General features: G+C 65.7%; 14 protein-coding genes. 11 read left to right on the top strand and 3 right to left on the bottom strand.

Translation table 11 applies throughout. The annotated features are described in order from the left end of the window. The first annotated feature begins 2 nt into the window (after positions 1-2). From NX778_RS15155 to udk, 5 genes are all read left to right on the top strand, one after another. Positions 3-1340, top strand: a complete 1338-nt coding sequence (locus tag NX778_RS15155) for a TAXI family TRAP transporter solute-binding subunit (RefSeq protein WP_258812599.1) — start codon at positions 3-5, stop codon at positions 1338-1340. A 15-nt stretch (positions 1341-1355) separates the two neighbouring features. After that, the gene (locus NX778_RS15150) at positions 1356-1892 is read left to right on the top strand and encodes an NADPH-dependent FMN reductase (RefSeq protein ID WP_258812598.1); all 537 of its coding nucleotides are present in this window, start codon (positions 1356-1358) and stop codon (positions 1890-1892) included. A 79-nt stretch (positions 1893-1971) separates the two neighbouring features. After that, a complete protein-coding gene (gene hisC, locus NX778_RS15145) occupies positions 1972-3033 on the top strand; it encodes a histidinol-phosphate transaminase (RefSeq protein ID WP_258812597.1) in 1062 nt (353 codons plus the stop codon). Between the two features lie 72 nt (positions 3034-3105). Then, complete coding sequence (locus NX778_RS24655; protein ID WP_370661337.1) at positions 3106-3393, top strand: antitoxin Xre-like helix-turn-helix domain-containing protein; 288 nt, start codon at positions 3106-3108, stop codon at positions 3391-3393. Between the two features lie 124 nt (positions 3394-3517). Then, complete coding sequence (gene udk, locus NX778_RS15140) at positions 3518-4159, top strand: uridine kinase (protein ID WP_258812596.1); 642 nt, start codon at positions 3518-3520, stop codon at positions 4157-4159. Positions 4160-4161: 2 nt separating this feature from the next. Here udk and NX778_RS15135 read toward each other — a convergent pair whose 3' ends face one another. Further along, a complete protein-coding gene (locus NX778_RS15135) occupies positions 4162-4968 on the bottom strand; it encodes a helix-turn-helix domain-containing protein (RefSeq protein WP_258812595.1) in 807 nt (268 codons plus the stop codon). 34 nt (positions 4969-5002) lie between these two features. After that, positions 5003-6220 (bottom strand): NAD(P)/FAD-dependent oxidoreductase, encoded by a 1218-nt coding sequence (locus tag NX778_RS15130; protein ID WP_258812594.1) that lies wholly within the window; start codon positions 6218-6220, stop codon positions 5003-5005. A 153-nt stretch (positions 6221-6373) separates the two neighbouring features. Here NX778_RS15130 and NX778_RS15125 point away from each other — a divergent pair, with 153 nt between their 5' ends. Further along, a complete protein-coding gene (locus NX778_RS15125; RefSeq protein ID WP_258812593.1) occupies positions 6374-8329 on the top strand; it encodes a CocE/NonD family hydrolase in 1956 nt (651 codons plus the stop codon). Positions 8330-8520: 191 nt separating this feature from the next. Here the strand turns inward: NX778_RS15125 and NX778_RS15120 are convergent, their stop codons facing one another. Continuing rightward, the gene (locus NX778_RS15120; protein ID WP_258812592.1) at positions 8521-8979 is read right to left on the bottom strand and encodes a rhodanese-like domain-containing protein; all 459 of its coding nucleotides are present in this window, start codon (positions 8977-8979) and stop codon (positions 8521-8523) included. A 299-nt stretch (positions 8980-9278) separates the two neighbouring features. Here NX778_RS15120 and glnA point away from each other — a divergent pair, with 299 nt between their 5' ends. The 5 genes from glnA to corA all read left to right on the top strand — a co-directional run bounded on the left by glnA (position 9279) and on the right by corA (position 15029). After that, a complete protein-coding gene (gene glnA, locus NX778_RS15115) occupies positions 9279-10694 on the top strand; it encodes a type I glutamate--ammonia ligase (protein WP_258812591.1) in 1416 nt (471 codons plus the stop codon). Between the two features lie 118 nt (positions 10695-10812). Then, entirely contained in the window at positions 10813-11328 is a 516-nt protein-coding gene (locus tag NX778_RS15110) for a DUF4124 domain-containing protein (RefSeq protein ID WP_258812590.1), read from the top strand. Next, positions 11325-12398, top strand: coding sequence for a nitrogen regulation protein NR(II) (gene glnL, locus NX778_RS15105; RefSeq protein ID WP_258812589.1), 1074 nt, complete (start codon positions 11325-11327; stop codon positions 12396-12398). Before NX778_RS15110 ends, glnL begins: the two co-directional genes overlap by 4 nt. A 57-nt stretch (positions 12399-12455) precedes the next feature. Further along, positions 12456-13931: a nitrogen regulation protein NR(I) gene (gene ntrC, locus NX778_RS15100; RefSeq protein ID WP_258812588.1), complete on the top strand. Its 1476-nt coding sequence runs from the start codon at positions 12456-12458 to the stop codon at positions 13929-13931. 132 nt (positions 13932-14063) lie between these two features. After that, positions 14064-15029 (top strand): magnesium/cobalt transporter CorA, encoded by a 966-nt coding sequence (corA, locus tag NX778_RS15095; protein WP_258812587.1) that lies wholly within the window; start codon positions 14064-14066, stop codon positions 15027-15029. Positions 15030-15076: the final 47 nt, after the last annotated feature.

Below are 15076 nucleotides of genomic sequence, written 5' to 3'. Positions count from 1 at the left end.
CGATGCAGCCGATGCGGCGCGTGATCAGCAACGTGCGCAAATTCAGCACGCTGTCGCTGCGCGACCTGCTGGTGGCCCTCGGTCCGACCGTGGCGCTGGTGATCATCGCCTGCGTCGCGGCCTGGCTGCTGGTCGACCCCGCGCCGCCGCGCAAGGTGGTGCTGGCCACCGGCCAGGAAAACAGCGCCTACGAAGAGTTCGGCCGCCAGTACGCCAAGGCGCTGGCGAAGAACGACATCAAGGTCACGCTGGTGCCCTCGCTCGGCTCGCAGGACAACCTGCAGCGCCTGGTCGACGGCAAGGTCGACATCGCCTTCGTGCAAAGCGGCTCGACCAACGAGACCCAGGCCCAGCACCGCGGCCTGGTCTCATTGGGCAGCCTGTTCACCGAGCCGGTGTGGCTGTTCCTGCGCGACTCGGTCAAGGTCGACAATCTCACCCAGCTGCGCGGCCTGCGCATCAACCTCGGCCCGGAAGGCACCGGCGTGCCGCGCCTGTTCAAGCAGGTGCTGGACGTGAACGGCGTCGAGCCGAACGAACTGAAGATCAGCGCGCTGGAAAACACCCCGGCCACGATGGCGCTGCTGGACGGCAGCATCGACGGCCTCGTGTTCAGCTCCGCGCCCGAAGCGCCGCTGATCCAGATGCTGCTGCAGACGCCCGGCATCAAGCTGTTCGACTTCACCCAGGCCGAGGCCTACACGCGACGCCTGCCGTTCCTGACCCACGTGGTGCTGCCGCGCGGGATCGTCGACCTCGGGCGCGACATCCCGGCGCGCGACTACCAGCTGATCGCGCCGACCGCCACCCTGGTCGCGCGCGACGACCTGCATCCGGCCCTGATCGACCTGTTCGTGCAAGCCGCCACCGACATCCACGGCGGCGCCGGCTGGTTCCAGCAGCAGGGCCAGTTCCCGACGCCGCGCTACAGCGAGATCCCTGTGGCGCACGAGGCGGCGCGCTTCTATCGCGACGGCCCGCCATTCCTGCAGCGCTACATGCGCTTCTGGCTGGCCAACCTGTTCGAGCGCATGTGGGTGGTGCTGGTGCCGTTGCTGGCGCTGCTGATCCCGCTGTCGAAGGTGGTGCCGCCGGTGTACGTGTGGCGCATCCGTTCGCGCGTGTACCGCTGGTATGGGCAGCTGCGCGCGGTGGAGCAGGAGCTCGAGGCGCACCGCGGCGAGGAGGCCGTGCTGCCCAACCTGCTGCGCCGTCTCGACGACATCGAGCGGCGCGTCAACCAGACCTCGGTGCCTCTGGCCTTCGCCGACCAGCTGTACGAGCTGCGCAGCCACATCAACTTCGTGCGACAGCGCGTGCGCGCCGCCGCCGGCGCCTGAAGATCGTCTTATCACATGCAGTTACAGCTACTGGCATTATCGGGAAGTCAAAGAGCAAACTCCTGGAGTTCAGCACTTCTTCTGGCAGCGCAGGCACTTGCTCCACAAAGCGTCAATGTTCAGGTGTACGAGGGACATAAAAGCTGGCCGCTTTTCAATCCTGATCTGGATGCCAATCCGCCACAAGGTGTGCAGGAATTGCGCGACCTGATTACCGGGGCAGACGCGATCCTGATAGCCAGTCCGGAATATGCGCACGGCGTCACCGGGACGATCAAGAACACGCTGGATTGGCTCGTGAGCCATCCCGGCTTCGCCTATAAGCCGGTTGCGGTCTTCAATCCTTCCTATCAGTCCCACCACGCGGATGAGGCATTGAAGGAGACCTTGCGCACCATGGCAGCAGACCTGATTCCTGGTGCGTGCATTCGCATACCGGTCATCGGTTCAGGGATTGAGCAGAGCGCGATTGAAGAGAAGCCTGCGTTTCGTACGGCGATCACTGAAGCGCTTGATTGTGTCGTACAGCATGTGCAGGGACGAAAGCCGTAAGCATCTACGCTCAGCGAGGGACGTGCCAACGCTGTTATAGTTGAAGATTCCTCCGATTCTTCAACCATTCTGCGCCCCAATGTCCACATTCTGGAGTCCTCACCTCGGCAAGCTGACGCCCTATGTTCCCGGCGAGCAGCCGCGGATCGAGCGCCTGATCAAGCTGAACACCAACGAAAACCCGTATCCGCCGTCACCCAAGGTGATTCTGGCGCTGCAGGCCGAAGCCGACGAGCGGCTGCGCCTGTATCCCGATCCGCAGTCCACCCGGCTGACGCAGGCGCTCGCCGCCTATCATGACGTGGCGCCCAACGAGGTGTTTGTCGGTAACGGCTCCGACGAGGTCCTGGCCCACGCGTTCAACGCCTTCTTCATGCAGGATGCGCCGATCCTGATGCCGACCGTCAGCTACAGCTTCTACAAGGTGTACTGCCGCCTGTACGGCATCCAGGCCAATCTCGTGCCGCTGGACGAAGGCATGCGCATCGATCCGGCCAATTACACCGGTCCGTGCGGCGGCGTCGTGTTCGCCAATCCGAATGCGCCCACCGGTATCGCACTGTCGCTGGACGAGGTGGAACAGATCCTGCGCGCGCAGCCGGACCGCGTGGTGCTGGTCGACGAGGCCTATGTCGACTTTGGCGCGCAGTCCGCGGTCTCGCTGGTCCGCAAGTATCCGAACCTGCTGGTAGTGCACACCTTCTCGAAGTCGCGCGCGTTGGCCGGCTTGCGCGTCGGCTGCGCGTTCGGCCAGCGCCATCTGATCGAGGGCTTGGAACGGGTCAAGGACAGTTTCAATTCCTATCCGCTCGGCCGGCTCGCCATCGCCGGCGCGGTGGCGTCGCTGGAAGACGAGGACTATTTCCAGGAAAAGCGCCTGCAACTGATCGCGACGCGCGAGCATCTGGCGGAAGGCTTGCGCGCGCTCGGCTTCGAGGTGCTGCCGTCGGCCACCAACTTCCTGTTCGTGCGCCATCCGTCGCGCCGTGCGGACGAGCTGGCGCAGGCACTGCGTGAACGCGCGATCCTGGTCCGCCACCTGAAGGCGCCGGAAACCGAGAACCACCTGCGCATCAGCATCGGCACCGACGAGGAATGCGGGCAGCTGTGCAGTGCGTTGGCGGCGATCCTCGGGCAGTAAGCGGCTTGCAAGAGATGCTCATTTGGCCTGGCATCCCTGCTCATATGAGCACTGGCTCGTTGGAGGCGCGGCATGAAGAGGTCAAAAGAATCGGTGCTAAAGCGCCGGGACAAACGGCTGAAGTTGCGCGATTTTCGTGCCCTGTATGAATCCTCGCCAAACGATCGCATCGAGCTCATCCGTGCTGGCGTGGGTGCTATCGAATTGAAAGCATTCGCTGCCGACCTCGGCATTCCGCAGGACCGGTTTTTTCGAATGTTCGGGATCGCCCAGGCCACCGTAACGCGCAAGGCAAACGCCCGGCCGATTACATGGTCACGATCGAGGGGCAGGAGATGGTGTCGCGCTTGCTCTCGATGATGCAAACGGGAGCGTATGCGTGAAGCTCTGGCGAATCGCAAGCGACACTCCCGGCTGCCGGGCGGATGACATGGCGGGCGCCGGCGTCTGCTCAGTTTAGCCGCTGCTCCGGTATCATATCGGGATGAATACGATTACCACCCTTCCGTTTGTCATTGGCGTCGCTGGCGGAAGTGGCAGTGGCAAGTCAACGGTGACCCAGCAGGTACTGGCATCGTTCGGAACCGATATGGTCTCGGTCGTGATGCAGGACGATTACTACCGCGACCAGTCGGACCTCAGTCCTGAAGTGCGCCGGAAGCAGAACTACGACCATCCGCAGGCTTTCGACTGGCCGCTGCTGGTGCAGCACGTGCGCGCCTTGCGCAATGGCGAAACGATCGAGATGCCGGAGTACGATTTTACGATCGACAACCGCTCCGACAAGACCATTCCGGTCAAGCCGGCCCCGGTCATCGTGATCGAAGGCCTGTTCGCCTTGTATGACGCCGACTTGCGCAAAATGATGTCGCTGAAGATTTTTGTCGACACCGCACCCGACGTCCGCTTCATCCGCCGGATGCAAAGGGATATCGTGGAACGCGGCCGCACGGTGGAGAGCATCGTCGGCCAATACCTGGAAACGGTGCGCCCGATGCACAAGCAATTCATCGAGCCGACCAAGCGCCATGCCGATGTCATCTTGCCCCACGGCGCAAATGGTCCGGCAGTCGATGTCATCACCACCAAGGTGGCGAGCGTCATCGGTAAGCTGGAGCGGCCCTGATCTTAGCGGCTGGACGTCTCGCCGAAGATCAGGTCCGTGACGCCGCTGTGCGGCAGCAGCTCGGCCACGCCGCCGCTGAACTGGCGGCAGTCCTTCACCAGGTGGCTCTGGTCGTAGTAGCCGCACTCCGCGGCCAGCTCGGCGATCGAGCCGGCCTTGCCGATCTGCCCCACCATGCGATGAAAGCGCGCCAGCCGCGCATATTTTTTTGGCGTGATGCCGATCGCGCGCGTGAAGCGGCGTTCGAGCTGGCGCTCGCTGAGGTGGTGGGCGGCCGCCAGGCGCGCGATCGACACCTCGCCGCCGCGCTGCGCGATCATGGCCGCCGCGCGCCGCGCCAGCTGGTCTGCCTGCATGCCGGTGCGGATGCGCGCGAGGAAGCGCTCGACCTGCGCCACGCGCGCGCCGTCGTCCGGCGCCCCGGCCAGCGCTTCTTCGATACGTTCGCGTTCGCCCGCCGGCAGCAGGTCCGCCAGGTCGACGTTCAGGTGCAGCAGTTCGTCGGCGTCGAGGCGGAAGAACTGGCCGATGGCGCCGGCGCGAAAGGTCACCAGCACGATCCCGACCTTGCCATGCGTGGCGTAGGTGCGCGGGGCCGTGTGCATGCCGGTCAGCGCGCTGCCGACGGTCGCCAGTTCGCTGCGGTAGCCGGCGACAACTTGGCCGCCGTAGTGCAGGCACAGGGAGATCGACAGCGGCGGCAGCATGCGCAGCGGCTGCGCCACCGTGTGCTGGTCCATCTCGAGCAGCGTGTATGCCTCGACCGCGTCGTCGAACTGCTGTCCCGGCATGTAGCGTCGCACCTGCATGTCGCCTCCCTTCATCGACCAATTGTAGACGTTTTCACGGGGCGCCCGCCGTTTCCAGGCTGCCGTCCATGATCGCAGCCACGTGTGCCGGATCGAAGAAGGCCGGCAGTTCGAACGAGCCGGCCATGATGCCGAAGAAGCGCGCCAGCGCCTGCGGCTGGTGCTGCATGGCCTGCGCCAGCGCGCGCATCTCCGGCGGCGGGCTGCGCAGCTGGGCGAGGGCGCAGGTGTAGTCGAACAGGGGGCCGAGCATGCGGTTGCGCGCCGCCTCGTAGGTGCTGCTGGCGGGGTCCAGCGCGCTGCCGTCGGCCAGCGCGATCGCATCGGCCAGCAGTTCGGCGTCGCGCAGCGCGTCGGCCATGCCCTGCGCGGTGATCGGGTCCTTGTGGTAGCCGGCATCGCCGACCAGCGCCCAGCCCGGGCCCGCCGACTGGCGCACGAAGTTGGGGTTCTTGATGCAGCCCTGCAGCCGGTCCAGCCTGCGCGCGCCATCCAGCTTGTCGCCCAGCGGCAGGGCGCGCAGAGCGGCGTGGTAGGCGCCATCGAGGTCGCCGCGCAGGCGCTCGTGCTCCTCGGCCGGCCAGGCCACGCAGACGGTGGTGGCGCCATCGTTGGTCGGCACCGCCACCGCGAAGCGGCGCACGCCGTCGCCGCGCAGGTAGAGTTCCGCGCGGCCCAGGTCCAGCCCTTCCCAATAGGCGTAGTAGGCGCAGGCATACGAAGGCCGCAGGTCGGCCATGCGCGCGCCGGCCAGCCGCGCCACCGTGGACTGCATGCCGTCGGCGCCGACCACCAGCCGCGCCGGCCATTCCATCCGCGTGCCCGCGCGGCTGCGCGCGGCCACGCCGGCGACGCGCTCGTCCTCGTACAGCAAGCCGTCGACGCGCACGCCGGTGTGGATCTCCGCTCCCGCCGCGCGCGCCTCTTCGAGCAGCCACGCGTCGAAGGCGTAGCGCCGTGGGCAGTAGGCCAGGTGCTCGCCATTCACCGGCAGCGCGGATCCGGCCAGCTCGACGCCATCGAGGTCGAGCAGCATCGAAGGCAGGGCAGGGCAACCCAGCTGGTCGAGGCCGGCGCGCAGGCCCCAGCCGGCCAGCCGCGCGACCGCGGACTGGTGCAGGTAGTGGCCGGACAGGGTATCGCTCGGGAACTCGTCGCGGTCGAGCAGGGCGACCCGCATGCCGCGGCGCGCCAGCAGCAAGGCCAGGCCGGCGCCGGCGCAGCGCGCGCCGACGATGACAACGTCAAACATGGTGACCTCCAGTGGCGGTTTCAGTGAGCGCATCGTAGCGACGCAGGCCCGCCCGCCGCTTGTAAAAATCCGACGACTTTTCGATGTTGCCAATACACCATTTATTGCCGATTGGATTTAAACTGGCCGTTTTGCTCCCAACCAGAGGAAACGATGCCCCGCCTGCTCCCCATTCTCGCCGTCAGCCTTACCCTGGCTTTCGGCGCCGGCGCCACCCACGCGCTCGGGTTCGAAGCCAGCCACGCCGATGCCGCCGCCCCGGCCAAGCCGGGCGTGCGCGAGCGCTATACCAAGTACGAATACCGCATCCCGATGCGCGACGGCACGCGCCTGTTCACCGTGGTCTACGTGCCGAAGGACAGCAGCAAGCCCTATCCCTTCCTGATGAGCCGCACGCCCTACAGCGCCGGCGTGCACGCGGAAGGCGAACTGCGCTACGGCGAAGACTGGTATCCGCCCTCGCTGGGACCGTCGAAGGAATTCGAGGACGCCGGCTACATCTTCGTGCAGCAGGACGTGCGCGGCCGCTACATGTCGGAAGGGAAGTGGATCGAGGCGACGCCGGCCGTGAACGCGAACCTGCAAAAAGGCGAGGGCATCGAGAGCCAGGACATGTACGACACCGTCGAGTGGCTGCTCAAGCACGTCCCCAACAACAACGGCAAGGTCGGCATCTACGGCATCAGCTACCCGGGCTTCTACACCGCGGCCAGCATCATCGACTCGCACCCGGCGATCAAGGCCGCCTCCCCGCAGGCGCCGGTGACCGACCTGTTCATGGGCGACGACTCCTACCACGGCGGCGCCTTCATGCTGGCCGCGAACTTCGGCTTTTACGCCTCGTTCACGGTGGCCGAGAATCCGACGCCGCTGCCGAAGACCTGGTCGCGCTTCGAGTACGGCACCACCGACGCCTACGACTTCTTCCTGCAGAAGCTGACCATGCAGGACATCCTCGCCACGATGACCGACAAGCAGCGCACGCTGCTGGTGCCGACCATCGAGCACGACACCTATGACCAGTTCTGGCAGTCGCGCAACGTGGCGGCGCACATGAAGAACGTGAAGGCGGCGGTGCTGACCGTGGGCGGCTGGTTCGACGCCGAGGATCCGCAAGGCCCGTTCGGCATCTACAACGCGGTCAAGAAGAACAACCCGGCGACCTTCAGCGGCCTGGTGATGGGGCCGTGGGTGCATGGCGGCTGGGCGCGCGGCGACGGCAAGAGCCTGGGCTATGTGAACTTCGACAGCGCGACCTCGCAGTACTTCCGCACGCAGCTCCAGTTCCCCTTCTTCGAGGAGCACCTGAAGGGCGTGAAGCCGGCGAAGCAGATCGCCGAAGTGAATGCCTTCGAGACCGGCACCAACGTCTGGCGCCAGTACAGCGCATGGCCACCGGTGCAGGCCAAGGCGCGCACGCTGTATTTCGGCGCGGACGGCAAGCTGTCATGGCAGCAGCCGGCCGGCGGCGGCGCTTACGACGAGTACGTGTCGGATCCGAAGCATCCGGTGCCTTACGTCGGCTACCCGACCACTGGCGTGCCGCAGGAGTTCATGGTGTCGGACCAGCGCTTTGCGGCCAAGCGTCCGGACGTGCTGGTGTACCAGAGCGATGTGCTGGAAGAGGACGTGACCGTCGCTGGCCCGGTGAAGCCGAAGCTGTTCGTGTCGACCACCGGCACCGACGCCGACTGGGTGGTGAAGCTGATCGACGTGTATCCGCAGGATTACCCGGGCGGCGAGGAGCGCACGCGCGGCCGCGACGTGCCGCCGCCGTCACTGGAAATGGGCGGCTACCAGCAGCTGGTGCGCGGCAATCCGCTGCGCGGCAAATTCCGCCACAGCTTCGAGAAGCCCGAGCCGTTCACGCCCGGGAAGGTGGAGGAGATCGGCTACGACATCGGCAACGTGAACCACACCTTCCGCCGCGGCCACCGCATCATGGTGCAAGTGCAGAGTTCATGGTTCCCGCTGGTGGATTTGAATCCGCAGACCTTCGTCTCGATCCCGAAGGCCAAGGCGGAGGACTTCAGGAAAGCGACCCAGCGCGTCTACCACGCGGCGCAGACGCCATCGGGGCTGGAAGTGCTGGTGATGCCGCAGCATTAAAACCTGCAGCATAAGAAACGCAGCAAAAACTCGTCGTCCCGGCGCAGGCCCGGGACGACGAGCGGTTCGGGGTCAGGTCGTCCAATGACTCAAGATTGCATCCCAACCAGGGCGCCGTCGCAAAAGAGTTCCTGTTTCGCAAACTTGATTCATTGGACGACCTGACCCCAGGTGGTGCCGACGGTCGTATTTCAGGCGCCGACCCAGGGCAGGCCAGCCTTGCACCAGCCACTTACCGTCTTGCGGTGCCCCTCGGCATCTCGATCACCTTCGAAGCCTTCCAGGATATCGAAGGCATTCGGATAGCCGATCTCAGTCGCAACGCGCGCCGCGTTCCTTGAGCGCACTCCCGAACGGCACAGGAACAACAGCACATCGTCGCGCCCGGCCACGCTGGCCAGCTGGCTGGCAAAGTCGGGATTCGGCGCACCACCGGGATACAGGCTCCACTGCACCGCCGCGTGCTGCCCCTCCGGCAGTGCCGGCCGCCCGACCCAGTCGCGTTCCGCAGTGGTGCGTACGTCAACCAGCTTGACCCTGGGATCGGACTGCAGCAGCTTGAACGCTTCCGCCGGCGTCACCGCCCCGGCGTAGGGCTGCCCGGGCGCGCGGCTCCGCGCCTCGGCGAGGATCTCTTCAGTCGTGCTCATCTGTTCTATCCTCCAGGAATTGAATTGGCCGGCTTTCGCTGCAAAGCGGTGCATCGCGCACCACGACGGTGCTCCTTGCTCAAAATGCACCAAAATGGTGCATGCACCAAGCTGACGCACGAAACGCACTTTGCCGGCAGACCGATCGATTTTATGGGTAAACTGCACGGTTCCCAAAGACAGATTGTTCATTTGGACATACAGCGCGGCTGGCACGGAACCTGCTTTGAATCAACCGTCACCGTCGCACCGCAAGGCCCATCGAGGTCGACACCCGTTTTCAACTAGGAGAGATACGAATGGCAAAGACCGCCGCAGACGTAATGCAGTTGGTTAAAGACAATGAAGTGAAGTTCATTGATTTCCGCTTCGCGGATACCCGTGGCAAAGAACAGCACGTGACCGTGCCCGTGTCTCACTTCGACCTCGACAAATTCGAGTCGGGCCACGCCTTCGACGGTTCGTCGATCGCCGGCTGGAAGGGCATCGAAGCATCGGACATGCTCCTGATGCCGGACCCGAACACCGCCAACATCGACCCGTTCATGGAAGAGACCACCCTGTTCATGCAGTGCGACGTGATCGAACCGTCGGACGGCAAGGGCTACGACCGTGACCCGCGCTCGATCGCCAAGCGCGCCGAGGCTTACCTGAAGTCGTCGGGCATCGGCGACACCGCCTACTTCGGCCCGGAGCCGGAATTCTTCATCTTCGACAGCGTGCGCTGGAAGATCGACATGTCGGGCTGCTTCGTCAAGATCGACTCGGACGAGTCGTCGTGGGCTACCGACAAGGAAATCGAAGGCGGCAACAGCGGCCACCGTCCGACCGTCAAGGGCGGCTATTTCCCGGTTCCGCCGGTCGACAGCTTCCAGGACATGCGCTCGGAAATGAGCCTGATCCTCGAAGCCATGGGCATCCCGGTCGAAGTGCACCACCACGAAGTGGCCGGCGCCGGCCAGAATGAGCTGGGCACCAAGTTCTCGACCCTGGTCGAGCGCGCCGACTGGACCCAGAACCTGAAGTACGTGATCTGGAACGTGGCCCACAGCTACGGCAAGACCGCCACCTTCATGCCGAAGCCGGTCGTCGGCGACAACGGCTCGGGCATGCACGTGCACCAGTCGATCTGGAAAGACGGCAAGAACCTGTTCGCAGGCGACGGCTATGCCGGCCTGTCGGAAAACGCGCTGTTCTACATCGGCGGCATCATCAAGCACGCCCGCGCCCTGAACGCGATCACCAACCCGGGCACCAACTCGTACAAGCGCCTGGTGCCGGGCTACGAAGCCCCGGTCAAGCTGGCCTACTCGGCCCGCAACCGTTCGGCGTCGATCCGCATCCCGCACGTGGCGAACCCGAAAGGCCGCCGCATCGAGACCCGCTTCCCGGACCCGCTGGCCAACGTCTACCTGTGCTTCGCCGCGCTGCTGATGGCAGGCCTGGACGGCATCCAGAACAAGATCCACCCGGGCGAAGCCGCGACCAAGGACCTGTACCACCTGCCGCCGGAAGAGGACAAGCTGATCCCGACCGTCTGCTCGTCGCTGGAAGAGGCACTGGACGCACTGAACAAGGACCGCGAGTTCCTGACCCGCGGCGGCGTGTTCAGCGATTCGATGATCGACGCCTACATCGAACTGAAGATGCAGGAAGTGCAGCGCATGCGCATGACCACGCACCCGGTCGAGTTCGATATGTACTATTCGTCGTAATCTGCGCCAGGAGCGACGCGAAAACGGGGGAAGCCAAGCGGGCTTTCCCCGTTTTTTTTCGTGGATGCGGTATAGTCGGCTGGTCCGAATTCCGCACGGTTTTGCGTGCTACTCAACGATGCGAAAGACAACTGTGATCCGCCGTTCCCTGCGTGCCGCGCCGCTGCTGGTGCTGGGGGCGCTCGTTCACGCCCAGGCGCAGTCGACGGTCTACAAATGCGTCGACGCGCAGGGCAGGGTGGAGCTGACCGACACCGCCAAAACGGGCTGCAAGCCGCTCGACCTGCCCGGCTTTATCGCCGCGCCGCCACAGCACCGCACGGCGCCCGCCACGCGCCAGGGCAGCGCGCCATCGGCCGCCAATGTCGCCCCGGCCAGCTTCCCGAAGGTCGCCCCGGCCGAGCAGCGCGCGCGCGACGACGACCGCCGCGCCATCCTCGCCGACGAGCTGCGCAGCGAACAGGGCAAGCTCGATGAGCTCAAGCGCACCTTCAACAACGGCGAGCCGGAACGCGTCGGCGGCGAAAAGAACTACGCCAAATACCAGGCCCGCGTGGCCCAGATGCGCGACGACATCGCCCGCAGCGAACAGAATATCGAAGCGCTCAAGCGCGAGATGGCCACCATCAAATGACCGCATCTGCCCTCCCGGCGCGCTACGCCGGCCTTGAGCTCCTGGCGTCGAGCGTGCTGGTGGTCGACGCCGCCGGCAGCGTCCTGTACGCGAACCCGGCCGCCGAGAACCTGCTCGAAACCTCGGTCAAGCAGCTCGGGCGTTCGACCCTGGCCGCGCTGTTCGACAACGGCGGCGAACTGGCCGAGCTGTGCGCCGAGGCGCTGGCACAGCGCTGGTCCGACCGCCGCCAGGACCTGACCCTGCGCCGCCACGGGCGCGAGCCGCTGCATGTGCACAGCATCGTCACCGCCGCCGGCGAGGGCCAGGTGGTGGTCGAGCTGCGCGAGAACGTCCAGCAGCTCAAGCTCGACCGCGAGGAGCGCATGCTCGACCAGAGCCAGGCCAACAAGGAACTGATCCGTAACCTGGCGCACGAGATCAAGAATCCGCTGGGCGGCATCCGCGGCGCGGCCCAGCTGCTGGAACGCGAGCTGCCGCCGGCGCACGCGGCCGACCTGTCCGAGTACACCCAGGTCATCATCAAGGAGGCGGACCGGCTGCAGGTGCTGGTCGACCGCCTGCTGGCGCCGCACCGGCGCCCGCACATCGTCGGGGACGTCAACATCCACGAGGTGTGCGAGCGGGTGCGCAGCCTGATCCAGGCCGAATTCCCGGTCGGGCTCACCATCCGGCGCGACTACGACGCCTCGATTCCCGAATTCCGCGGCGACCGCGAGCAGCTGATCCAGACTGTGCTCAACATCGCCCACAACGCGGCCCAGGCCCTGCTTGATCGCATCGCGCAGGGCGACGCCGAGATCATTTTGCGCACCCGCGTGGCGCGCCAGGTCACCCTGGCCAAGGTCCGCTACGGGCTGGCATTAGACTTGCATATCATTGACAATGGACCGGGCATCGCACCCGAGATCCGCGACCGCATGTTCTACCCGCTGGTGTCGGGCAGGGCGGGCGGCAGCGGGCTCGGACTCACGCTGGCGCAGACTTTCGTGCAGCAGCACCTTGGCGTGATCGAGTGCGAGAGCCGGCCTGGGCTCACGGATTTCCGCATCCTGCTGCCGCTTCCATAAGCGGGGGCGTGCGGGCCGCGGGCTCAAGTCGAACCACAACGCGGGAAGCACGAACACATGAAACCAATCTGGATTGTCGACGACGACGCATCGATCCGCTGGGTGCTGGAAAAGGCGCTGGCGCGCGACGGGCTCGAGACGCGCAGCTTCTCCAGCGCGCGCGAGGCCCTGGCCGCGTTCGAGCGCGACACGCCACAGGTGCTGGTGTCGGATATCCGCATGCCGGGCGAATCGGGGCTCGACCTGCTGCAGGCGGTCAAGACGCGCCATCCGGGCCTGCCAGTCATCGTGATCACTGCGTTCTCCGACCTCGACTCGGCGGTCGCGTCGTTCCAGGGCGGCGCCTTCGACTACCTGGCCAAGCCCTTCGACATCGACCAGGCGGTGGCGCTGATCCGGCGCGCGCTGGAGGAGAGCCTGCGCGAGGAAGCCAGCGTGGAAAGCGCGCCGACCGAGACGCCCGAGATCCTCGGTCATGCGCCGGCGATGCAGGAAGTGTTCCGCGCGATCGGGCGGCTGTCGCAGTCGAATGTGACGGTGCTGATCACCGGCGAATCGGGCAGCGGCAAGGAGCTGGTGGCGCGCGCGCTGCACAAGCATAGCCCGCGTGCGAGCGAGCCTTTCATCGCGCTGAACACGGCGGCGATCCCGAAGGACCTGCTGGAATCGGAACTGTTCGGCCACGAGCGCGGCGCCTTCACCGGAGCGCAGGCGATGCGGCGCGGCCGCTTCGAACAGGCCGAAGGCGGCACCCTGTTCCTCGACGAGATCGGCGACATGCCGTTCGACCTGCAGACCCGCCTGTTGCGCGTGCTGTCGGACGGCCACTTCTACCGGGTCGGCGGGCACCAGCCGGTGAAGGCCAATGTGCGCGTGATCGCGGCCACCCACCAGAACCTGGAGCAGCGCGTGCGCGACGGCCTGTTCCGCGAAGACTTGTACCATCGCCTGAACGTGATCCGCCTGCGCCTGCCGGCGCTGCGTGAGCGGCGCGAGGACATTCCGCTGCTGGCGCGCCACTTCCTGGTGCAGAGCGCGCACCAGCTTGGGGTGGAGCCCAAGCGGCTGTCGGACGAGGCGGTGGCCTTCCTGTCGCGGCTCGACCTGCCGGGCAATGTGCGCCAGCTTGAAAACCTGTGCAACTGGATCACCGTGATGGCGCCCGGCCAGATGGTCGAGGTGAAGGACCTGCCGCGCGACCTGTCGCGCGAAACCGCGCCGGCATCGGTGGCGCCGGGCACGGCGGCCGCGGCGATGCTGGCGGCGGAGCCGGCGCATATCCCGATGACGGCGCCGCCGGCGGCGGACGGCTGGGCGGGACTGCTGGAACTGCAGGCCGCGAGCATGCTGAGCGCGGGCAGCCACGAGCTGATGGACGTGCTGGGGCGGCAGTTCGAAACGGCGCTGATCAAGGCGGCGCTGAAGTTCACGCACGGGCGCAAGAACGATGCGGCGCAGCGGTTGGGGATCGGGCGCAATACGATCACGCGCAAGATCGCAGAACTGGGGATCGACGGCGCGCGCGACGAGTAGTCAGCCACAAGCGTTTGCTAAGAGAGATCGTCGTTCCCGCGCGGGCGGGAACGACGTTCGTTCCTATGGTGACGATACAGGCCGCTCAGATGGTGTAAGCTCTACCACCATCATTGTCTTTGCCGTCCCCACATGCTGATCAACTGCGTCGCCTACCAGGAAGGAAAAAAACTCGCCGACATCCCGGTCGAGAACATCAGCGATTACCTGGCCAGGGCCGGCTGCTTCGTCTGGGTCGCGCTGCGCGATCCGCAGGAGGTCGAGCTGGTCCAGATGCAGCACGAATTCGGCCTGCACGAACTGGCCGTCGAGGACGCGATGCGCGGCCACCAGCGTCCCAAGATGGAGGAATACGGCGACTCCCTGTTCGCCGTGATGCACACCGTCGAGCAACGCGACGGCCAGCTGTGCACCGGCGAGGTCATGGTGTTCCTCGGCCCGAACTATGTGCTGTCGGTGCGGCGCGATACCGAACAGGGTTTCCTCGACGTGCGCGCGCGCGCCGAGCGCGAGCCGCAGCTGCTCAAGAAAGGCGCCGGCTTCGTGCTGTACGCGCTGATGGATGCGGTGGTCGACCGCTACTTCCCGGTCATCGAAAAGCTGGAGGAGGAGCTGGACGAAATCGAGGAGCGCATTTTCCGCGGCGGGGCACAGCGCAAAGCGGTCGAGCAGCTGTATGACCTCAAGCGCAAATCGCTGCGGCTGCGCCACGCGGTCACGCCGCTGCTGGAAGCGACCGGGCGGCTGCACGGCGGGCGCGTGCCGGCGCTGGCGCTCAAGGTGCAGGACTACTTCCGCGACGTCGAGGACCATCTCTTGCGCATCAACGGCCGCCTCGACACCATCCGCGACACCATCGCCACCGCGATCCAGGTCAACCTGTCGCTGGTCACCATCAGCGAGGGCGAGGTCAACAAGCGGCTGGCCTCATGGGCGGCAATCTTCGCCGTATTTACCGCCTTCGCTGGGTTGTGGGGCATGAATTTCCAGGACATGCCGGAGCTGCACTGGAAGTACGGCTACCCGATCGCGGTGCTGGTCATGGTGGCGGTGTGCGGCTACCTCTACTACCGCTTCCGCAAGTCCGGCTGGCTGTAGGGCCCGAACTTCCCCACAAGAAGCGGAACCGTCATTCCCGCGCAGGC

The organism is Massilia terrae (assembly GCF_024753145.1).
Taxonomy (GTDB): domain Bacteria; phylum Pseudomonadota; class Gammaproteobacteria; order Burkholderiales; family Burkholderiaceae_D; genus Telluria; species Telluria terrae.
This window is presented reverse-complemented; position numbering and strand designations above follow the sequence as displayed.